Origin of the sequence: Actinacidiphila sp. DG2A-62 (genome assembly GCF_035825295.1) — a bacterium.
In the GTDB taxonomy this organism is placed as follows: Bacteria; Actinomycetota; Actinomycetes; order Streptomycetales; family Streptomycetaceae; genus Actinacidiphila.
Genome location: NZ_JAYMGI010000002.1, coordinates 5,064,686 through 5,083,771 on the forward strand (window position 1 = coordinate 5,064,686; position 19,086 = coordinate 5,083,771).

The 19,086-nt window shown below is 75.1% G+C and carries 21 protein-coding genes; 13 read left to right on the top strand and 8 right to left on the bottom strand.

What is annotated here, in order from left to right; translation table 11 throughout:
* Nucleotides 1-10: 10 nt before the first annotated feature.
* Both VSR01_RS22740 and VSR01_RS22745 read right to left on the bottom strand, forming a co-directional pair.
* On the bottom strand, nt 11-712 hold the full coding sequence (locus tag VSR01_RS22740) for a response regulator transcription factor (protein WP_326451012.1): 702 nt from the start codon (nt 710-712) through the stop codon (nt 11-13).
* Nucleotides 713-851: 139 nt separating this feature from the next.
* Complete coding sequence (locus tag VSR01_RS22745; protein WP_326451013.1) at nt 852-2,054, bottom strand: sensor histidine kinase; 1,203 nt, start codon at nt 2,052-2,054, stop codon at nt 852-854.
* A gap of 488 nt (nt 2,055-2,542) precedes the next feature.
* Between VSR01_RS22745 and VSR01_RS22750 the strand changes: the two genes are divergently transcribed.
* From VSR01_RS22750 to VSR01_RS22785, 8 genes are all read left to right on the top strand, one after another.
* Complete coding sequence (locus VSR01_RS22750) at nt 2,543-3,439, top strand: Rossmann-like and DUF2520 domain-containing protein (protein WP_442785517.1); 897 nt, start codon at nt 2,543-2,545, stop codon at nt 3,437-3,439.
* The gene (panC, locus tag VSR01_RS22755) at nt 3,436-4,284 is read left to right on the top strand and encodes a pantoate--beta-alanine ligase (RefSeq protein ID WP_326451015.1); all 849 of its coding nucleotides are present in this window, start codon (nt 3,436-3,438) and stop codon (nt 4,282-4,284) included. The genes VSR01_RS22750 and panC overlap by 4 nt, the downstream gene beginning before the upstream one ends.
* Complete coding sequence (locus tag VSR01_RS22760; protein WP_326451016.1) at nt 4,281-6,260, top strand: L-aspartate oxidase; 1,980 nt, start codon at nt 4,281-4,283, stop codon at nt 6,258-6,260. Before panC ends, VSR01_RS22760 begins: the two co-directional genes overlap by 4 nt.
* A gap of 95 nt (nt 6,261-6,355) precedes the next feature.
* Nucleotides 6,356-7,375: a carboxylating nicotinate-nucleotide diphosphorylase gene (gene nadC, locus VSR01_RS22765; RefSeq protein WP_442785700.1), complete on the top strand. Its 1,020-nt coding sequence runs from the start codon at nt 6,356-6,358 to the stop codon at nt 7,373-7,375.
* Nucleotides 7,376-8,170, top strand: a complete 795-nt coding sequence (locus VSR01_RS22770) for a type III pantothenate kinase (RefSeq protein ID WP_326451017.1) — start codon at nt 7,376-7,378, stop codon at nt 8,168-8,170.
* Nucleotides 8,171-8,444: 274 nt separating this feature from the next.
* Nucleotides 8,445-9,386 carry a hypothetical protein gene (locus tag VSR01_RS22775; RefSeq protein ID WP_326451018.1) on the top strand — a complete coding sequence of 314 codons (942 nt, stop codon included), beginning with the start codon at nt 8,445-8,447 and terminating at the stop codon, nt 9,384-9,386.
* A 219-nt stretch (nt 9,387-9,605) separates the two neighbouring features.
* A complete protein-coding gene (locus tag VSR01_RS22780) occupies nt 9,606-11,435 on the top strand; it encodes a hypothetical protein (protein WP_326451019.1) in 1,830 nt (609 codons plus the stop codon).
* Between the two features lie 108 nt (nt 11,436-11,543).
* Nucleotides 11,544-12,359: a hypothetical protein gene (locus VSR01_RS22785; RefSeq protein WP_326451020.1), complete on the top strand. Its 816-nt coding sequence runs from the start codon at nt 11,544-11,546 to the stop codon at nt 12,357-12,359.
* Here the strand turns inward: VSR01_RS22785 and VSR01_RS22790 are convergent.
* From VSR01_RS22790 to VSR01_RS22800, 3 genes are read right to left on the bottom strand one after another with little or no spacing between them, the layout of a single operon-like run.
* The gene (locus VSR01_RS22790) at nt 12,316-13,068 is read right to left on the bottom strand and encodes a hypothetical protein (RefSeq protein WP_326451021.1); all 753 of its coding nucleotides are present in this window, start codon (nt 13,066-13,068) and stop codon (nt 12,316-12,318) included. The two genes, VSR01_RS22785 and VSR01_RS22790, sit on opposite strands and share 44 nt — an antisense overlap.
* Nucleotides 13,068-13,730, bottom strand: a complete 663-nt coding sequence (locus VSR01_RS22795) for a hypothetical protein (RefSeq protein ID WP_326451022.1) — start codon at nt 13,728-13,730, stop codon at nt 13,068-13,070. Before VSR01_RS22795 ends, VSR01_RS22790 begins: the two co-directional genes overlap by 1 nt.
* Nucleotides 13,727-13,930, bottom strand: a complete 204-nt coding sequence (locus VSR01_RS22800) for a hypothetical protein (protein WP_326451023.1) — start codon at nt 13,928-13,930, stop codon at nt 13,727-13,729. Before VSR01_RS22800 ends, VSR01_RS22795 begins: the two co-directional genes overlap by 4 nt.
* A gap of 165 nt (nt 13,931-14,095) precedes the next feature.
* On the opposite strand from VSR01_RS22800, the gene VSR01_RS22805 reads away from it, so the two are divergent.
* Entirely contained in the window at nt 14,096-14,377 is a 282-nt protein-coding gene (locus VSR01_RS22805; RefSeq protein ID WP_326451024.1) for a hypothetical protein, read from the top strand.
* A gap of 325 nt (nt 14,378-14,702) precedes the next feature.
* On the opposite strand, the gene VSR01_RS22810 is transcribed toward VSR01_RS22805, so the two are convergent.
* Both VSR01_RS22810 and VSR01_RS22815 read right to left on the bottom strand, forming a co-directional pair.
* Complete coding sequence (locus tag VSR01_RS22810; RefSeq protein ID WP_326451025.1) at nt 14,703-16,118, bottom strand: putative T7SS-secreted protein; 1,416 nt, start codon at nt 16,116-16,118, stop codon at nt 14,703-14,705.
* Nucleotides 16,115-16,408 (bottom strand): hypothetical protein, encoded by a 294-nt coding sequence (locus VSR01_RS22815; protein WP_326451026.1) that lies wholly within the window; start codon nt 16,406-16,408, stop codon nt 16,115-16,117. The genes VSR01_RS22810 and VSR01_RS22815 overlap by 4 nt, the downstream gene beginning before the upstream one ends.
* Before the next feature lie 120 nt (nt 16,409-16,528).
* Here VSR01_RS22815 and VSR01_RS22820 point away from each other — a divergent pair, with 120 nt between their 5' ends.
* The 4 genes from VSR01_RS22820 to VSR01_RS22835 all read left to right on the top strand — a co-directional run bounded on the left by VSR01_RS22820 (nt 16,529) and on the right by VSR01_RS22835 (nt 18,204).
* On the top strand, nt 16,529-16,705 hold the full coding sequence (locus tag VSR01_RS22820) for a hypothetical protein (protein ID WP_326451027.1): 177 nt from the start codon (nt 16,529-16,531) through the stop codon (nt 16,703-16,705).
* Nucleotides 16,706-16,747: 42 nt separating this feature from the next.
* Nucleotides 16,748-17,149 (top strand): BlaI/MecI/CopY family transcriptional regulator, encoded by a 402-nt coding sequence (locus VSR01_RS22825; RefSeq protein WP_326451028.1) that lies wholly within the window; start codon nt 16,748-16,750, stop codon nt 17,147-17,149.
* Nucleotides 17,150-17,158: 9 nt separating this feature from the next.
* Nucleotides 17,159-17,740 (top strand): amino-acid N-acetyltransferase, encoded by a 582-nt coding sequence (locus VSR01_RS22830; RefSeq protein WP_326451029.1) that lies wholly within the window; start codon nt 17,159-17,161, stop codon nt 17,738-17,740.
* Nucleotides 17,741-17,862: 122 nt separating this feature from the next.
* The gene (locus VSR01_RS22835) at nt 17,863-18,204 is read left to right on the top strand and encodes a histone-like nucleoid-structuring protein Lsr2 (protein WP_326451030.1); all 342 of its coding nucleotides are present in this window, start codon (nt 17,863-17,865) and stop codon (nt 18,202-18,204) included.
* Here VSR01_RS22835 and VSR01_RS22840 read toward each other — a convergent pair.
* Entirely contained in the window at nt 18,135-18,776 is a 642-nt protein-coding gene (locus tag VSR01_RS22840; RefSeq protein WP_326451031.1) for an SCO3374 family protein, read from the bottom strand. The two genes, VSR01_RS22835 and VSR01_RS22840, sit on opposite strands and share 70 nt — an antisense overlap.
* Between the last annotated feature and the right edge of the window lie 310 nt (nt 18,777-19,086).

The following is a 19,086-nucleotide window of genomic DNA, read 5'->3' on the forward strand; positions in this document are numbered from 1 at the left end:
GGCGGGGCGGTCAGTACGTCCCGCCGCCGGCCCGTACCAGCCCCGACTCGTACGCCAGGACGACCGCCTGCACCCGGTCGCGCAGCTCCAGCTTGGTGAGGATGCGGCCGACGTGCGTCTTGACGGTCGCCTCGGACAGCACCAGCTTCTGGGCGATCTCGCCGTTGGACAGGCCCTGCGCGACCAGCAGCAGCACCTCGCGCTCCCGCTCGGTGAGCCGGCCGATCTCCTTGGCCTTGTGGCTCTGCTCGGCGCCGGAGCCGGGCAGCATCGGGGTGAAGCGGTCCAGCAGCCGGCGGGTGGTGGACGGCGCCACCACCGCGTCGCCGCTGTGCACCGCGCGGATCGCGGTCAGCAGCTCGTCCGGCGGCACGTCCTTGAGCATGAAGCCGCTCGCGCCGGCCTTCAGCGCGGCGAAGGCGTACTCGTCCAGGTCGAACGTGGTCAGGATGAGCACCCGCGGCCCGCCGTCCCCGTCGCCGTCCGGGCCGCGGGAGCCGCAGATCCTGCGGGTGGCCTCCACGCCGTCCAGCCGCGGCATGCGGACGTCCATCAGCACCACGTCGACGGCGGTGGCGCGCAGCACCTCCAGCGCCTCGGCGCCGTCCCCCGCCTCGGCGACCACCTCCATGTCCGGCTGGGCGGCGAGCACCATGCGGAAGCCGGTGCGCAGCAGCACCTGGTCGTCGACGAGCATGACGCGGATCGCCATGAGGGGTCCTTTCCTGGGGCCGTACGGGGACGGGAGGCGGCGGGGGCGGCGGGGGCGGCGGAACAGCGGGACGGGGGGACAACGGAACAGGGGGACGGCGGGGCGGCGGGGCATCGGGCGGTCAGCGGGCGCGGCGGGGTCAGCGGCCGGTCTTCAACGGCAGCACCGCGCTGATCCGGAAACCGCCGCCGGGCCGCGGGCCCGCGTCCAGGGTGCCGCCGATCATGCCGATCCGCTCGCGCATGCCGATCAGGCCCTGTCCGAGGCCGTCCCGGCCGCCCTGGGCGTACTGCTCGCGGACCGCGCCGCGCCCGTCGTCCTCGATCAGCAGGTCGAGCGCGGACTCGCCGAAGCCCAGCAGCACGCTCGCGCTCGCGCCGTCGCCGCCGTGCTTGCGGACGTTGGTCAGCGCCTCCTGCACGATCCGGTACGCGGTCAGCTCCACGCCGCTGGACAGCGGCCTGGCGTCGCCCGCGACCTCGAAGCGCACCGGCAGCCCGGCGCCGCGGACCTGGTCGATGAGGTCGGCGAGCTGGTCCACACCGGGCTGCGGGACGTACTCGCCGCCGGCGTCGTCGCCGGCCCGCAGCAGGCCGAGCAGCCGGCGCATCTCGGCCAGCGCCTGGCGGCCGGTGGTGGAGATGGTGTTCAGCGCCTGCTTGGCCTGGTCGGGCGCGGCGTCCAGCACATAGGCCGCGCCGTCGGCCTGGACGACCATCACCGAGACGTTGTGCGCGACGACGTCGTGCAGCTCGCGGGCGATCCGGGCGCGTTCGGCGGCGACCGCGGCCTTCGACTGCGCCTCGCGCTCGCGGTGCAGCCGGGCCGCGCGCTCCTCCAGCTCGGCGTAGTACGCCCGCCGGGTGCGCAGCCGGTCGCCGATCACCCACGACAGGGCGAAGATCACCGCGAGGAAGAACGTCTGCAGCGTCGTCGTCCAGATGGTGCTGTCGGCGCTCTCCGGCGGCCAGCGCAGCATCGCCAGCGGGGCGGCGGCCAGGCCCGCGGTCAGCGCGAGGCGCGAGGACCACCGGGCGCCGTTGGAGGCGCAGGTGTAGATGATCGCCAGGAACGCGAGGTTGCCGGGGTTGACCTCCACGTCGAAGGCGAGCTGGGCGAGGCCGGTGGCCACCGCGACGAGCAGCATGCGCTCGGGCGCGCGGCGGCGCAGGGCGACGACGGCGGCCAGCGCGAAGGAGATCGGGATGCCGACGAGCTTGGCCGGGTGGGAGACCCGGTCGTCGACGATCAGCCAGGCAGCGCAGGCCATCAGCAGGACGACGGCCCAGAAGGAGTCGACCCACGTCGGGTGTCGGCGGAAGAAGTCGTAGACGCGCTGCACATCACCCAGCGTAGGCACGGGAACCCGTCGCGGGGTCAACCCCCAGAGCGATCCCCCCTACGCCGCAGGGTGGACTTACGTCGCCCCTGCCCCCCGGGGCTGCCCCTTCCCCCGTCCCGGGACCGTCCCCCGCGGGGTGGCTGGTCGGCCTCCGAGGCTGCCCCGGCCCCGCCGTGCCCGTCTGCCCCGCCGCAGTGGTCGCCCGCGCAGTTCCCCGCGCCCCTGATGGCTGGCCTGCACGGCCGACGTGCACCCCCGGGGGCGCGGGGAACGGCTCCCCCGGACTCCGTCCGGGAGGTACCCCCAGCAACCACCCAGCGGGGGAAGATCCGGCGACGGCGAAAAAGGGGCAGCCCGGACGGGCAGGGGGGACGCCGAAAGCGGGCAGGGGCCGAGCCGAAAGTGGGAGGGGTCACGTGGGGCGCTCAGGCCCGCGCCCAGCGAGTTCGCGTAGGATTGACGAGAAGTGCGAGCCCCCAGGAGGCGCAGTGGTCGTGGACGAGAGGCCGGCACGGCTGGCCGTAGGCGTCGTGGGGGCTGGCCGCGTCGGCGCCGCGCTGACCGCCGCGCTGGCCCGCGCGGGCCACCACCCCGTCGCCGCCTCCGGCGTCTCCGACGCCTCCCGCCGCCGCGCCGAGTCGCTGCTGCCCGGCGTCCCGCTGGTCGAACCCCCTGCCGTGCTCCGCGCCGCGGACCTCGTCCTGCTGACCGTGCCGGACGACGCCCTGCCCGCCCTGGTCAGCGGCCTCGCCGAGACCGGCGCGGTCCGCCCCGGCCAGCTGCTGGTGCACACCTCCGGCCGCTACGGCGCCGCCGTGCTCGACCCGGCCCTGCGCGCCGGCGCGCTGCCGCTCGCGCTGCACCCGGTGATGACGTTCACCGGCACCGCCGTGGACGTGCAGCGGCTGAACGGCTGCACCTTCGGCGTCACCGCGCCCGAGGAGTTGCGCACCGCCGCCGAGGCGCTGGTCATCGAGATGGGCGGCGAGCCGGAGTGGATCGCCGAGGAGGCCCGCCCGCTCTACCACGCGGCGCTGGCGATCGGCGCCAACCACCTGGTCACGCTGGTCTCGCAGGCCATGGACCTGCTCCGGCAGGCGGGCGTCGCCGAGCCCGGCCGGATGCTCGGCCCGCTGCTGGGCGCCGCGCTGGACAACGCGCTGCGCTCCGGCGACGCGGCCCTGACCGGACCGGTGGCCCGCGGCGACGCCGGGACCGTCGCCGCCCACCTGGCCGAGCTGCGCGCCCACGCGCCGCAGGACGTCGCCTCCTACGTGGCGATGGCCCGCGCCACCGCCGACCTGGCGCTCGGCAACGGCATGCTCAAGGCGGAGTACGCGGAGGCGCTGCTCGGCGCCCTCGCCGACGGGGGGACGACCCGATGACCGTGACCGTGCACCGCGCCCGCGACCTCGCGCCGGCCGACGCCGTGGTGATGACGATGGGCGCCCTCCACGAGGGCCACGCCGCGCTGATCCGCGCCGCCCGCGCCCGCGCGGGCGAGGACGGCCGGGTCACCGTGACCGTCTTCGTCAACCCGCTGCAGTTCGGTCCGAACGAGGACCTGGACCGCTACCCGCGCACCCTGGACGCCGACGTGGAGCTCGCCGAGAAGGCCGGCGCCGACGTCGTCTTCGCCCCCGACGTCGCCGAGGTCTACCCCGGCGGGCAGCCCGAGGTCCGCATCTCGGCCGGGGCGATGGGGGAGCGCTACGAGGGCGCGTCCCGGCCCGGCCACTTCGACGGCATGCTCACCGTCGTCGCCAAGCTGCTGCACCTGACCCGGCCGCGGGCCGCGTTCTTCGGCGAGAAGGACGCCCAGCAGCTCGCGCTGATCCGCCGGATGGTCACCGACCTGAACTTCGGCGTGGAGATCGTCGGCGTGCCGACCGTACGGGAGGGCGACGGCGTCGCGCTGTCCAGCCGCAACCGCTATCTGAGCGAGGCCGAGCGGGTCAGCGCCCGCGCGCTGTCCCGCGCCCTGTTCACCGGCCGCGAGGCCGCCCCGCGCGGCCCGGAGGCCGCGCTGCGCGCCGCCCGCGCCGTGCTGGACCGCGCCGCGGCCATGGAACCGCCGGTCGTGCTGGACTACGCCGCGCTGATCGACCCCGCGGACTTCACCGACGCCGGGCCCGGCCACACCGGCCGCGCGGTCCTGGCGGTCGCGGCGAAGGTCGGCACGACCCGTCTGATCGACAACATCCCCCTGGAGTTCGGAGCCCCCGAATGACGGCCACCGGCGATCACGCCGCCCCCGCCCGCGCAGCCACCCCGGGCGCCCCGGGCGCCCCCCGGACCCGTACGGCGTCCGCGACCGCCGCGTCCGCCGACGCCGACCCCGGCCCCGCAACCGACCCCGGCCCCGCAACCGACCCGGGCGCCGCAACCGACCTGGGCGCCGACGCCGACCCGGGCCCCGGCATACGCCTGCACGCCCCCGCGCCCGGCTGGGCGACCGACGCCGACGTGGTCGTGGTCGGCTCCGGCGTCGCCGGGCTCACCGTGGCGCTGCGCTGCGCCGCGGCCGGCGCGAAGGTCACCGTGGTGACCAAGGCGCACCTGGACGACGGCTCCACCCGCTGGGCGCAGGGCGGCATCGCCGCGGCGCTCGGCGACGGCGACACCCCGCAGCAGCACCTGGACGACACCCTGGTGGCCAGCGCCGGCCTGTGCGACGAGCCGGCCGTGCGCACCCTGGTCACCGAGGGCCCCGACGCGGTGCGCCGGCTGATCGCCACCGGCGCCCGCTTCGACACCGACGCCGCCAGCGGCGAGATCCTGCTCACCCGCGAGGGCGGCCACCACCGCAACCGGATCGCGCACGCCGGCGGCGACGCGACCGGCGCCGAGGTCTCCCGCGCGCTGATCGAGGCGGTCCGCGCGGCCGGCGCCACGCCCGACGGCGGCCGGCCCCGGATCGAGCTGGTGGAGAACGCCCTGGTGCTCGACCTGCTCACCGACGCCGCCGGCCGCACCGCCGGCGTCACCCTGCACGTGATGGGCGAGGGCGCCCGCGACGGCGTCGGCGCGGTACGCGCCCGGGCCGTGGTGCTGGCCACCGGCGGCATGGGCCAGGTGTTCTCCGCCACCACCAACCCCGCGGTCTCCACCGGCGACGGCGTCGCGCTCGCGCTGCGGGCCGGCGCCGAGGTCAGCGACGTGGAGTTCGTGCAGTTCCACCCGACCGTGCTGTGGCTCGGCCCGGACGCCGAGGGCCAGCAGCCGCTGGTGTCCGAGGCGGTCCGCGGCGAGGGCGCGCACCTGGTCGACGCCGACGGGACGCGCTTCATGCTCGGGCAGCACGAGCTGGCCGAGCTGGCGCCGCGCGACATCGTCGCCAAGGCGATCACCCGGCGGATGCGGGAGACCGGCGCCGCGCACATGTACCTCGACGCCCGGCACTTCGGCGCCCGGATGTGGGCCGAGCGGTTCCCGACCATCCTCGCCGCCTGCCGGGCGCACGGCATCGACCCGGTCACCGAGCCGATCCCGGTCGCGCCCGCCGCGCACTACGCCTCCGGGGGCGTGCGCACCGACCTGCACGGGCGTACCACCGTGGCCGGTCTGTACGCCTGCGGCGAGGCCGCCTGCACCGGCGTGCACGGCGCGAACCGGCTGGCGTCCAACTCGCTGCTGGAGGGCCTGGTCTTCGCCGAGCGTATCGCCGCCGACGTGGTGGCCCGGCTCGCCGGCGGGACCACCGGCCCGTCCGCCGACACCGACACCGCCCCCGCCGCCCCGCCCCTGCCGCAGGGCGAGCCCGGCCCGCTGCTGGCCTCCGAGGCGCGCTTCGAGGTGCAGCGGATCATGACCGCGGGCGCCGGGGTGCTGCGCAGCGCCGGCAGCCTCGCGGGCGCCGCGGGCGCGCTGGAGCGGCTGCACACCGCGGCCGTCGAGGCGTACGAGCGGGACGGCAAGACCGCGGAGCCGTGCGTGGAGACCTGGGAGGCGACCAACCTCGGTCTGGTCGCCCGGGTCCTGGTGGCCGCCGCCCGGCGGCGCGAGGAGACCCGCGGCTGCCACTGGCGCGAGGACCGCCCCGAGCGCGACGACGACCGGTGGCGGCGGCACCTGGTGGTCCGCCTCACCCCGCACGGCACCCTGGAGGTGCGCACCACCGAAGGACCGGACTTCCCCCTCACACGCCCCGCCGGATTCGGGGATGATGGGGCGACCGCCGCAGCACCCTCGAAGGAGCTTTCGTGATCCCCCCGGAACGCCCGGACCGCACCGCCCCCGCCGACCAGGCGCCCGACGACCGGGCCGCCGGGCAGCCCGCCGGCCGCCCCCAGCTGGTCGCCCTGCCGCTGCCGACGCTCGGCCCGCCCTCCCTCCAGGCCGACGTGGGCGGCTGCGGCGACGGCTGCGCCTGCGGGGTCGGCGACGCCTACGACGAGCACGAGCACGGCGGCTACGGCCTGGACCCGCTGGAGTGCGGCCTCGACCCGGACCTGGCACAGCTGCTCGCCGACGCCGGCCTCGACCCCGTCCAGGTCGAGGACATCGCCCACATGGCGATCGAGGAGGACCTCGACCAGGGCGTGGACGTCACCACCGTCGCCACCGTGCCCGAGGACGCCTTCTCCACCGGCGACTTCACCGCGCGCGAGGCCGGCACGGTCGCGGGCCTGCGGATCGCCGAGGCGGTGCTGTCGGTGGTGTGCACCGACGAGTTCGAGGTCGAGCGGCACGTCGAGGACGGCGACCGGGTCGAGGCCGGGCAGAAGCTGCTGACCGTGCGCACCCGCACCCGTGACCTGCTGACCGCCGAGCGCAGCGCGCTCAACCTGCTGTGCCGGCTGTCCGGCGTGGCGACCGCCACCCGCGCCTGGGCCGACGTCCTGGAGGGCACCGGCGCCCAGGTCCGCGACACCCGCAAGACCACCCCGGGCCTGCGCGCCCTGGAGAAGTACGCGGTGCGCTGCGGCGGCGGCGCCAACCACCGGATGTCGCTGTCGGACGCGGCGCTGGTCAAGGACAACCACGTGATCGCGGCCGGCGGCGTGGCGGCGGCGTTCAAGCTGGTCCGCGAGGAGTTCCCGGACGTGCCGATCGAGGTCGAGGTGGACACCCTGCACCAGGTGCGCGAGGTGCTCGACGCCGGCGCCGACCTGATCCTGCTGGACAACTTCACCCCGGCCGAGACCGCCGAGGCCGTCGCCCTCGTGGCCGGGCGGGCGCAGCTGGAGTCCTCCGGCCGGCTCACCCTGGACACCGCCCGCGCCTACGCCGAGACCGGCGTGGACTTCCTGGCCGTCGGCGCCCTCACCCACTCCTCCCCGATCCTCGACATCGGCCTGGACCTGCGGGCGGACGCGTAGATGCTCCTGACCATCGACGTCGGCAACACGCACACCGTCCTGGGGCTGTTCGACGGCGAGGAGATCGTCGAGCACTGGCGCATCTCCACCGACGCCCGGCGCACCGCGGACGAGCTGGCGGTGCTGCTCCAGGGCCTGATGGGCATGCACCCGCTGCTCGGCGACCTGGGCGACGGCATCGACGGCATCGCCATCTGCTCCACCGTGCCGTCGGTGCTGCACGAGCTGCGCGAGGTCACCCGGCGCTACTACGGCGACGTGCCCTCGGTGCTGGTCGAGCCCGGCATCAAGACCGGCGTGCCGATCCTGGTCGACCACCCCAAGGAGGTCGGCTCCGACCGGATCATCAACTCGCTCGCCGCGGTGCACCTGTACGGCGGCCCCTGCATCGTCGTCGACTTCGGCACCGCCACCACCTTCGACGCGGTCTCCGCGCGCGGCGAGTACGTGGGCGGCGCCATCGCCCCCGGCATCGAGATCTCGGTCGACGCCCTCGGCATGCGCGGCGCCCAGCTGCGCAAGATCGAACTCGCCCGGCCGCGCAGCGTCATCGGCAAGAACACCATCGAGGCGATGCAGTCCGGCATCCTGTACGGCTTCGCGGGCCAGGCCGACGGGATCGCCGAGCGGATGGCCCGCGAGCTGGCCGACGACCCGGACGACGTCACCGTCATCGCCACCGGCGGTCTGGCCCCGCTGGTGATCGGCGAGGCGTCCCTGATCGACGAGCACGAGCCCTGGCTCACGCTGATCGGCCTGCGCTTGGTCTACGAACGCAACGTGTCGACGACGTGAGCCGGCGTGTCGGCCGTGTGAGCCGGTGCGGCGGCCGGATGTGCCGGCGTGTCGGCCGTGTGAACTCCTGACCAACGCCCGGCGCCGCCGGGCGGAACACCCCGTACAACCAATGCCCGCGCCCCGGTGTCTTCTTGGGCACGGGACGGTCCGGCGCGACGCCGGGAACCGTGAGGGGGAGCGGGCGATGCGGCGGTCGGGGCGCGCGGCGCGGACGGGCGGATCGGGACGGACGCGCGCGGGCGCGCCGGGGCCCGCGGGGACGGCGGTGGCGGTGGCCGCGGCGGCACTGTGCGTGCTCGGGCCGGGCGCCCAGGCCCGTGCGGACTCCGGGCCCGTGCCGTCGTCGCCGGCGGCCGGAACGCCTGCCGCGACGGCTTCCGCCGCGGCTTCCCCCTCTGCTTCCTCCCCTGCTTCCCAGACGCGGACCGCCTCCGCGACGCCTTCCCCCACCGGGACCTCCGGCAGGGCGACGGACCCGCCCGGCTCCGGCGACGGCTTCACGGCGGACTACGCCGCCACGCCGTTCGTCGTCACGGGCACGGTCGGCCAGTCGTGGATCGAGGTCCACGTGCCGGAGCCGACCGTGACGATCATCCACGGGACCGCGGAGTACGACAGGACGACGTGGCGCGTGGTCATGCCGCCCGGGGTGACCGCCCTGGTCGCCGACGACCAGGGAGAGGCCGCGATCTGCACGGCGATCGCGGGCGGCCGGGCCGCGGACTGCGGGTTCGGCCCCGCGCCGTTCGGGACGGTGCTGTGGGTGCGCGTCGACCGCAAGGTCCCGGGCGCGATCGGCTCCGTCACGGTCCGTCCCTCCCCGGCCGTCGACCCGAATCCGGCGAACGACACCGCGACCGTGACGACGGACATCACCGACGCCCCGGCCGTTACGGCGGGTGCCTCCGCCGGCGGGACGAGCGGTACGAGCGGTACCAGCGGTACGGGCGGCGCGGGCGGTACGGGCGGCGCGAGCGGCACGCGGGGCGCGACCTCCGGCGGCGCTGCGGCGGGCGGCGGCAACGGGAACGCGCCCGGGACCGCGGGCGGCGCCACGGCCTCGGCCGCCGGCCCGGACACCCTCGCCGCCACCGGCGCGGGCGGCGTCCCGGCCGCCGCGGGGGCTGCCGCGCTGGCCCTGGCGGCGGGCGCGGCGGCGACGGTGGCCGTCCGGCGCGGGCGGCGCGGCTCCCGGGGCGCGCCCACCGCCTGAGCGCCGCCCGACCGGCACGGCGCGACCACCGGGACGGCCGGGACGGCCACGACGCCCAAGCACTCGAACGACCCGAACGGCCCGAACGACCCGAACGACTTCAGCCATCGGAACGGCCGGGACACCACCGGAACAACCACCGGAACGACAGGGGGCGCAGGAATGACGCGGACGGCGAGGCAGCGCGATGACGCGGACGGCGGGAAACGCGGACGCGTCGTGACGAGCGTGACGAGGTGGTGGCCGGGCACCGCGCGGGCCGGGCGCGGGACGGGACGCGGCGCCGAGCGCTCCGGACCGGCGCGCGAGGCACGCGCGGCGCGCGAGGCGTCCGAGCCACGGGCCGGGCGGCGGTCGCGGCGGGTCGCGGTGCTGCTCGCCGCGGCCGGACTGCTGGCCGGAGTGGGGCTGTCGGCCACCGCGGCGCCGGCGCGGGCGGACGGGGCCTCGATGCGCTTCCGGGCCGCCGACCGGTACTACATACCGACCGCGAACAGCGCCCCCGGCGGGGACCACCGCTTCCAGTTCGAGTTCGTCGCCACCAGCGGCCAAGGCGACAACGTCCCCGTCCACGACGTCAAGATCGCCATCGACGTCTCCGCGCTGGCCGGCAAGGTCACCGTCGGCGACCTGGGCTACGGCTGCACCGCCGGCGGTACGGACGGGCTCGTCGTCACCTGCGACCGCGGCGACGTCAACGGCCTGGACTCGTTGACCCTGCCGCTGACCATCACCCCGCTGGCGTCCGCGCCGATCGGCTTCGCCGCCGACATCACGCTGACCGCGACCGCCTCCGACGCGCCGTCCGCCACCCGGGTGATGCACGCCGTGATCGGCCTCCCGCACCTCGTGACGCAGAAGCTCCCGCAGGTCAAGGACCTGCCGCCGGGAGGCGTGGCCTCCTTCACGCCGATCTTCGGCAACACCGGCGAGGTCACCACGACGCACGGCTTCCAGGTGCTCTTCGACGGCTCCAGCTCGCTGGAGCTGGGCGGCCCGCGCTACAGCAACTGCCACTACTCGGCGGACCGCAGCGGCGCCTTCTGGTGCCAGTTCGACCAGGACATCGCACCGGGCACCGCGTACACGCTCGACCGGCAGCTGTCCTACATCACCACCGAGAGGTCGATGATCAGCACGGTGTCGTATCTGATGTTCCCGACCGACACGCAGGACAGCGTGGACCTGCTGGACCCGGTGGCGGGGCCCGGCTACCCGCTGACCGGCACCGGGCCCGTACTCGGCCTGACCCCCTCCACGACCGACGGGCTCACCGAGCCCACCGGGGGCTTCGGCATCCTCTCCGACGAGGAGGCGGACTTCCAGGCGGTCGGCGGTGCGATCAAGGGCAAGCCGGGCGACGTCGTGATGCTCCCGCTCGGCGTGCGCAACGCCGGGCCCGGCGGCTTCGACTTCATCGGTGAGAACCCGGGCGGCGGCTTCGACGTGACGATGCCCAAGGGCGTCACCGTGCTGTCGGTCTTCGAGCCCGACCCGGACGGCGAGTCGCAGGAGTGGATGTGCTCGCCGGGCAAGAACGCGCCGGTCTACCACTGCAAGATCCTGATACCGCTGGAGGTGGGCGCGGTGTGGCAGTTCCGCTTCCAGATCCGCATCGACCGGGCGGTGCGGGGAGCGGTCGGCCAGGTGAAGGTGGTCCCGCCGACCAAGTACTCCATCCACGACACGCACCCGGCGGACGACGTCGCGCCGATCACCGTGGACGTCGCCGGCGGCACGGGCGGCGCGACGTCGGGGGGCTCGGCGGGGTCCACGGCGGGGTCCACGGCGGGCTCGGCGTCGGGCTCCGCCTCGGCCGGTGCGAGCGGGGGCGCGGCGTCCGCGTCCGGCGGCATCGCCACGGGCGGCGGGCCCGCGTCCGGGGGCACGTCCGCGGGCACGGCCTCCGGCGGCACGCAGCCGTCCGGCGGGCGCCTGGCCGCCACCGGCGCGGGCGGCACGACGCTGCTCGCGGGCCTCGGCGCGGCGGCGCTGCTGGCCGGCGGCGCGGCCACGGCGATCGTGGCGGCCCGCCGCAGGAGGGCGTGACGCGGCGGGCAGGACGGCGGGCGCCGGCCGGGGGACCTCGCGCCCGGTCGACGCACCGCGAATGGGCTATTGCGCGAAGTTTGTCCGCTTAGCACTTAAAGTCCATCCATGCCCACGCCACACGGAACCCGAGGCGGCATGGCGTTCAGCGCCGAGGAACTGCGCGTGCTGCGGCGCGCGCTGGCCGAGGTGCTGCACCCCAGCCGCGGCGGCCTCGCGCCCGCCCTCGTGCCCCGCCCGGCGGAGTACGTCCAGGACTACCTGCGGCTGGCCAAAGCCGTCGACGAGGCCGCGGCGGAAGGCGGCAGGCTGCGCACCTTCGCGCTGGCCGAGCTGCGCCGCTACCGCGAGGCGCTGCCGGGCGCCGCGGCCGGCTACCTGGAGCGGCTGACCACCGCGCTGGCCGGCGGCTACGTGCCGGGCGCCGACGACCTGGCGGCGCTGCGCCGGCTGCGCGCCCAGTCCTGCGCCGCCCCCGAGCACCTGCGTCGCACCGCCCTGCTGCACCACTGCGAGACCCTCGCGGAGAACGACGTCCGACTGCGCCTGGAGGCCCACATGCCCGCGCCGCGCCGACTGCTCACCCTTCCCGCGCTCGCCGACGAGCCCGCCCCCGCGCCGTCCCCCGAGCCCGCGGACAAGGCCTGGCGAGCCGGACCAGCGGCCCGGGCGGCCCGCCGCCCCGGCCACGCCCGCGCCCCCGGCGCCCGGCCGCCGCACCCCCACCCCCGCGGAGATCTGGCCGCCCAACCGCCGCCACCCCAAGCCCGACCAGGCCCGCAGCGCCTGACCGTGGCTCTCCGGAGCCCACGGCCGACCGCCGTCCGCTCGTCCCCGCTCCCGCCCGCGCCGCCCGTGGCCGTCCGACGCCGCGGGCGGCTCACTTGCGTTCGAGCCGCAGCATCTGCGCGATCCGGGCGGTGAGGTCGAACAGCTGGTCGGAGTAGGCCAGCGCCTGCCAGCTGGCCATCAGCAGCACGACCGCGCCGATCTCCGGCGGCCGGGCGGCGTACGCGCAGGTCTGCACGATCCTGCCGAGGCCCTCGTCGCCGTCCCCGCCGTTCCCGGCGTCCCCGCCGTTCCCGCCGTTCCCGGCGTCCCCGCCGTTCCCGGCGTTCTCGCCGTTCCCGCCGTCCCTGTCGGTCTCGCCGTTCCCGGCGCCGCCGCCCTGCGGGACGGCCGACGCGCCCGGCCCGCCGGGGCCCGCCGCCACGTACTGGTGGCGCACCTGGACGGCGGGGCCGATCGGCAGGTCGACGTAGGTGACCTCGGCCGGGCGCACCGACTGCCGGGTGGGGGAGGAGAGCCACTCGGCCATCATCGGCAGCGTGATCTCGGGGTACGCGCCGTCCGGGACGTAGTCGGAGACCTCGATCCTGGCCAGCTCGCCGAGCGCCGGGTCCGGGCAGAAGAAGACCGCGCTGACCGGGTCGCGCCGCCGCGAGTCGAGCGTCGCCTCGGCCAGCGCGTCGGCCAGCGCCGCCACCTGCTCCTTCGGCGCCCCCGGGGCCAGCACGCCGCGGGCGATCTCCTTCGCCCACTTCCTGACGTCGAAGCGCTCGCGCACCGGCAGTTCGATGCTGCCGCGCGGCCTGCCGTAGCGCACGTTCCAGTCGTCGGTCCAGCTCGCCATCACGCCATCCACTGCAGGGTCGTGGCGATCGTGTCGAACAGCTCCACCAGCACGTCCGCCAGCGGCTCCATCGAGGTGGAGAACGACAGCAGCAGGTGCAGCGGGCTGTTCGGGATCGCGATCTCGAAGTCGAGGTGGGTCACGGGCAGTTTGTTGCCCGTGGGGTCGTTCTCCCGCGGCGTCTCACGGTAGCGGTGCCGCAGCGCGGGGCCGGCCGGCAGGTCCACCATGCGCACGTCGGCGCCCTCGGCGCCGCGCGCCACGCCGATCTGCTCCAGCTCCGGCAGCGGGCCGCCGCCCGGCTCGGGCGCCACCACCGTCACCACCAGGCCGGCCGGCAGCGGCACGCCGGCCACCTTGGCCAGTGACAGGTACATCTCCACGCCGCCGTTCGCGTGCGCGGCCGCCGCCCGGTCCTTCAGCTCCTCGGCCATCGCGTGCCGCAGATGCGGCTTGTCGTCCACGCCCCGGAAGCCGGCCGCCACGACCGCGTCGATCCGCCGCGGCCACCGCGCCGGGTCCAGCAGGATGCGCTCCCAGCCGTCCGGCACGGCGAGCCGGTAGTCCGACGGCGGCGCGCTCGTCGGCAGCACCGTCGGGGTGCGTGGGGTGGGCGTCTGTCTCGCCGCGGCCAGCTCCTGGGGCGTCCCGCCCGTGGTCATCGCTCGTCCTTTCGTCGTTCTCGCATCGTGGCCTCGCCCCCGGCCACCGCGGCGACCGCCGCGCCCAGCAGCACCAGGCCCGCGGCGCCGGCCACCGCGGCGCCGGCGCCGCCCAGCCCCGAGCGGCCGCCCAGCACCGGCGCGACGCGGTCGGCCGGGTCGTACACCACCGCGCCGGCGTGCCGGCCTGCGTCGTACACCGCCCGTCGTCCCGGTCCACCCGGCGCACCCGGCCGTCCGGCAGCCGCACCCGGCAGTACGCGACGCGTGCGCCGTGCGACCAGGTGCGGTACGGCTCCTCGACGGTCGCGGTCGCCTGCCGGCCGCGTACGGCGAGGTACCACCGCGGGGCCTGCAGCACCGCGGTGCCCAGCAGCGTCGCGCCCGCGGCCGCGGCGAGCGCCACGACCAGCGTCCGGCGGCGGCTGACCGGTCCGGTGAGCAGCAGCGCCAGCAGGCCGATCCAGCCGGCCGCGGCGACCAGCAGGCCGAGCGGGCGCCCGACCAGGACGTCGCAGGCGACGATCGTGGCGGTGCAGACGGCGGCGCCCAGGACGAGGAGCAGCCAGTGGGCGGTGAGGCGGGGGCGGGTGTCGGCGAGCGGGGCGGGGGCGGCTTTGCCGCCGCCGAACTCGGCGATGATGTGACGGACTTGGCGGGCGCCGGGGTCGGTGGCGGCGAGGGTGCGGAGGCGGGGGAGGTCGAAGCCGGACGCTTCCAGCGCGGCGCGGGAGCGGGCGGGCAGCCGGTCGAGCAGCTCCTCGACGGGCGGTTCCTCCGGGGACATGTGGGCCTCTCGGGGTCGTACGGGTGCGCCGGGCGTTGGCCTGGCCGGGTGCGCGGCCGGACCGCCCCCTCCGGCCGCATCTGCGCTGCGGGCTGCGTATTCAGGGGCGCGGGGAACTGCGCGACAAGCCACGACGGCGAGTCGGACAGCGATGATGGGACCGGGGCACGGCGCGGCCGGGGGGGTCAGCTCGCCGCAGGCGTCCAGTGCCAGTTGTAGAAGGGGACGCCGTTCGCCCCGACGCCGGGGATCTCCTTGAGCCGCTCGAAGAGGTTGGGGGCCGTCGCGCCGGACTCCGTGGGCGAGGTGGGCCCCAGGTTGGACCAGCCGGCGACCAGCGGCAGGGTCTGGCTCGCGGTGAAGAGCGCGCGCCCCCCGAGCGCCATCGTCTTGAACGTGGTGGAGCTGACCGCCCGCATCGGGTCGACGAACCCCTTGACCGCGTCGACCGCGTTCGCCGGGTTGAGCGCGGCCTTGAGGCCGGGCCACTCCTTGACCGCGTCGCCGATGTCCTGGAGGTACAGCTTGGGGTTGACCGACGCCTTGACCACGGACTTCAGGTCGGGCAGGAGCTTGGAGGGCGCGAAGTCCAGCGCCTTGGCGACGCCGGCCTCGCGCAGGCCGCCCATGCCCTCGACGATGTCCCACGCCTTGCCGCCCTCCACGCCGATCTCGCGCAGCGCCTGGAAGTCCTTGAGCGCGGAGGAGGCGCGGGCGGCGACCGTGGCCTCCTTGGCGGCGGTGCCGATCAGCCGCCCGGCGCCGAAGGAGAGCACGCCGACCGCGTCGATCGCCACGTCCAGCCAGGTGCCGCGGCCGTCGAGCGCGGAGACGGTGTCGCAGACCAGGGCGACCACCGAGGCGATCAGGGCGAGCGCGCCGAGGACCTCGCCGAGCACCGGCACCCAGCTGAGCAGGAGCGCCGCGACGCCGAGGAAGGCGGCGGCGACGCCGGCCCAGTGCCCCACCTTGGCGACCACGTCCAGCACGCTGTCCCACCAGTGGTGCTCGGGGTCCTTCAGGCCGTCGTGGTCGATGGCGTCGCGGATCGCGGTGGCCGCCTTGTGGGCGTGGTGGTCGCGGAAGTCCAGCGCGGCCTGGAGGTCGTGCCGGGCCTGGAGCAGGTCGGTGTCCGCGAGGTTCTTCTGGTCGTGCATGCGGACCGCGGCCGGGCTGGTGTCGTCCTTGTCCAGCCGGCTGATCGAGGCGCCGTACGAGCGGCTCTCGTCGTACGCCTTCTTGCCCTTGGCCAGGGCGTCGCGGGCCATCGTCTGGGCGTGGTCCAGGGCGTTGGCCCAGTCGTGCTCGGGGTCCAGGCCGGTGCGGTCGCCGAGCGCGTCGGCGGCGGCCTGGTAGCGGGTGTGCGCCTTGGCCAGCTTGTCGGCGGCGTCGCCGGCCTTCTCCTGGAACTTGCGGCCGGCCGGGGAGTCCCAGCCGCTGCCGTCCACCAGGTTGCGCAGGTTGCCGGCCTGGGTGCGGATCATCTCGGCGGTGTTCCTCAGCTGCCGGCCGAGGACGGCGACCTCGTACGGTTCGCCGGGCACCAGGTCGTGGTCGTCGTAGCGGGCGGTGTCCCAGTCCAGATGCGTCAGGTCGGTCATGTGTCCGCCTTCAGCAGCGCGTCGGCCAGGTGGGCGTCGACCCCGTCGTAGGTCTTCGCCGCCGTGTCGGCGACCTTGCCCAGCTCCTCCAGCAGGCCGCACAGCTCCTCGCGCTTCTTCGACCAGTCGCCGGCGAAGTCGCCGAGCGCGTCGGCGAGTTCGCCGGAGCCTATGAACTCGTGGAAGGAGTCGACGATGGTGCTGGAGTGCTCGAACTCGTCCTTGAGCGTGCCCAGCGACCGGCCCACGTCGGCCAGGTCGGTCGTGGACACCTTGAGATGGTCGGTCATGTCCGCCCCCGTGGCGTCGCGCCTCTTCGGTGTGTGCCCGGACGAGTCTGGCGGGGCCGCGCGCCGGGGACAACCGAGGGCGCGCAAAAGGCCCCGGGCAGGGCTGGCTACGCTGGAGGCATGAACTACCTCTCCGCGATCGTGCCCCCGCTGGTGATGGCGGTCTTCTTCATCGGCCTGGTCGTCACGATCATCAAGAACCAGGGCGGCGCCAACAAGGCCAAGGAGGACGCCGCGGTCGACGCCGCGTTCGCCCGCGCCGAGGCGGCCGAGCGGCAGCAGCGAACCGCCGAGTAACAAGTCGGGCATTTCGTCTCATCGGCCCGTAGTATTTCCGGTGTGCCGCGACCACTGGGAGACCTCGAAGACGCGGTCATGACGCGCGTGTGGGAGTGGAACCGCCCGGTCACCGTTCGTGAGGTCCTGGAGGACCTGACCCGGGACCGTTCCATCGCCTACACAACGGTGATGACCGTAATGGACAACCTGCGCCAGAAGGGCTGGCTGCGCCGGACCTCCGAAGGCCGCGCATATCGCTATGAGGCGGTATCGACGAGAGCGGCGTACTCGGCCGCACTGATGAACGAAGCCTGGGCCGCGAGCGACAACCCCGCCGCGGCCCTCGTCCACTTCTTCGGCATGATGTCCCCGGAACAGCGCGAGGCGCTCCGCGACGCAATGCGCATCATCCAGTCCGGCGACCCGGACCCCTCCGACCCTCCGGAACCGCAAGGGCGATAGCGTCCGCCCATGGCCTCCCTGTCGAACCCGCCGAACCCGCAGAACCCGCGCAAGCCGCAGAACCGCGCCGGCGCGCCGAACCCGGCTAATGACGTGACCATCCGGCGCGCCCGTACCGCCGACGTTCCGGCCCTGCGCGCCCTGCTGGACTCCTATGTCCGCGACGGCATCCTGCTCGACAAGGCCACCGTGACGCTTTATGAGGACATCCAGGAGTTCTGGGTGGCCGAGCGGGACCAGGACGCCGAGGTGGTGGCCTGCGGCGCACTGCACGTGATGTGGGAGGACCTGGCCGAGGTCAGGACGCTGGCGGTGGACCCGCGGCTGCGCGGCCGGGGGGTCGGGCACGGGGTGCTGGCGAAGTTGCTGCACACCGCGCGCTGGCTCGGCGTGCGGCGTATTTTCTGCCTGACCTTCGAAGTGGACTTCTTCGCCAAGCACGGCTTCGTCGAGATTGGCGAGACCCCGGTGGACGGCGATGTCTTCGGCGAGCTGCTGCGCTCCAATGACGAGGGCGTGGCGGAGTTCCTCGACCTGGAGCGGGTGAAACCCAACACCTTGGGCAACAGTCGCATGCTGCTGCAACTCTGAGGTGTTCCGGTTTGTCCGGATCGCGCTACCTCGCGGCGCCCTGTTCGCGCAAGGGGTTTGTGTTTTCCGCGGAAAGGCGCTTTGCTTTTACCGTTAATCCGTTTTCGATGAAAGGGAAGCCGGTGGCACAGAAGGTACAGGTCCTTCTTGTTGACGACCTCGACGGCGGCGAGGCGGACGAGACCGTGACGTTCGCACTTGACGGTGTGACGTACGAGATCGACCTCACGACGGAGAATGCCGACAAGCTGCGCGGGCTGCTCACCCCGTACACGGACAGTGGCCGGCGCACCGGCGGCCGGGCCGGGCGGGGCCGCACCAAGGCCGTCCGCAGCAGTGGCGGCGCCTCCGGGCAGGACACCGCCAAGATCCGGGCGTGGGCCAAGGAGAAGGGCTACGAGGTCAACGACCGCGGCCGGGTGCCCGCGACCATCCGTGAGGCGTACGAGAAGGCCCACGGCTGATCCTGGACGCGGGAGCGCAGCGCGATCCGATGGCAGGCCGTCGCCAGGGCGGCCACCAGTGCCGTGAGACCGACGGCAGCGGATCCGCCCGGCGCGCCGGCCTCGGCCGGCCCGCCCCGCCCGTGCCGCCCGTCAGATCCGCCCGCCCCGCCCGCCAGGTCCGCGACACGCAGCGCGGGCACGGTGGACTCCACGTCGAGTCCCGCCCGGGGAGGCCGCAGCCACACCGGCGCCGTCCGGTCGTACGCGGCCTCCCGGCGGCCCCACTCGGGGTGGGCGGGGGCCCGCATCCGCTGCCCGGCGCCCAGGCAGGCCAGGTCCAGCGCGATGCCGCCCCACTCCAGCCACTCCAGCAGCCCCGGCAGCTCCTCCGCGGTGCCGGCCGCCACCAGCAGCCTGACCCGGCGGCCGTCCAGCGCCACCGGCCCCAGCATCCCCGGCGCGGGGAACCGGCTCAGCATCGCGAAGCCCGCCTGCGCGGGGACGTCCAGCGCGTCGAAGCGCACCCCCGTGACCAGCTCCGGGGGACTCCCGGTCACCGGCCACCCGAGTTCGTGCTCGTACCAGCCCATACCTGAGCAACTGCGGCCCGCGGCAAGGGTTACGCACCGCCCCCGCCCGAACGCACAGCGTGGCGGAAAGGTTCCGCCCGCGGCGCGCCCGTTTGTTCGCCCGTAGCGCACTGGAAACGGCCCCGCAGTGTGGATTACCGGCGGCTGAGGGTAAGAAGTACCTAGTGAGAAGGGCTGGTGTTCGAGCAGGTGGGGCGGGCGTTCGCCACGGGCGTAGTGGTTCCCGGGGTATTCGCCTGGCCTGCGGGAACATCGTCTCGCACCATCGAGGTTGTGGGAGTGACGTCAGCCGGTAGCGCAGCTTTCCCCG

Excerpts from the sequence above, each read along its gene's own strand:
- VSR01_RS22830 (WP_326451029.1), top strand. The coding sequence starts at position 17,159 with ATGGCCTCCCTGTCGAACCCGCCGAACCCGCAGAACCCGCGCAAGCCG.
- VSR01_RS22770 (WP_326451017.1), top strand. The coding sequence starts at position 7,376 with ATGCTCCTGACCATCGACGTCGGCAACACGCACACCGTCCTGGGGCTG.
- VSR01_RS22760 (WP_326451016.1), top strand. The coding sequence starts at position 4,281 with ATGACGGCCACCGGCGATCACGCCGCCCCCGCCCGCGCAGCCACCCCG.
- VSR01_RS22815 (WP_326451026.1), bottom strand. The coding sequence starts at position 16,408 with ATGACCGACCATCTCAAGGTGTCCACGACCGACCTGGCCGACGTGGGC.
- VSR01_RS22740 (WP_326451012.1), bottom strand. The coding sequence starts at position 712 with ATGGCGATCCGCGTCATGCTCGTCGACGACCAGGTGCTGCTGCGCACC.
- VSR01_RS22810 (WP_326451025.1), bottom strand. The coding sequence starts at position 16,118 with ATGACCGACCTGACGCATCTGGACTGGGACACCGCCCGCTACGACGAC.
- VSR01_RS22790 (WP_326451021.1), bottom strand. The coding sequence starts at position 13,068 with ATGGCGAGCTGGACCGACGACTGGAACGTGCGCTACGGCAGGCCGCGC.
- panC (WP_326451015.1), top strand. The coding sequence starts at position 3,436 with ATGACCGTGACCGTGCACCGCGCCCGCGACCTCGCGCCGGCCGACGCC.
- VSR01_RS22785 (WP_326451020.1), top strand. The coding sequence starts at position 11,544 with ATGCCCACGCCACACGGAACCCGAGGCGGCATGGCGTTCAGCGCCGAG.
- VSR01_RS22820 (WP_326451027.1), top strand. The coding sequence starts at position 16,529 with ATGAACTACCTCTCCGCGATCGTGCCCCCGCTGGTGATGGCGGTCTTC.
- VSR01_RS22840 (WP_326451031.1), bottom strand. The coding sequence starts at position 18,776 with ATGGGCTGGTACGAGCACGAACTCGGGTGGCCGGTGACCGGGAGTCCC.
- VSR01_RS22795 (WP_326451022.1), bottom strand. The coding sequence starts at position 13,730 with ATGACCACGGGCGGGACGCCCCAGGAGCTGGCCGCGGCGAGACAGACG.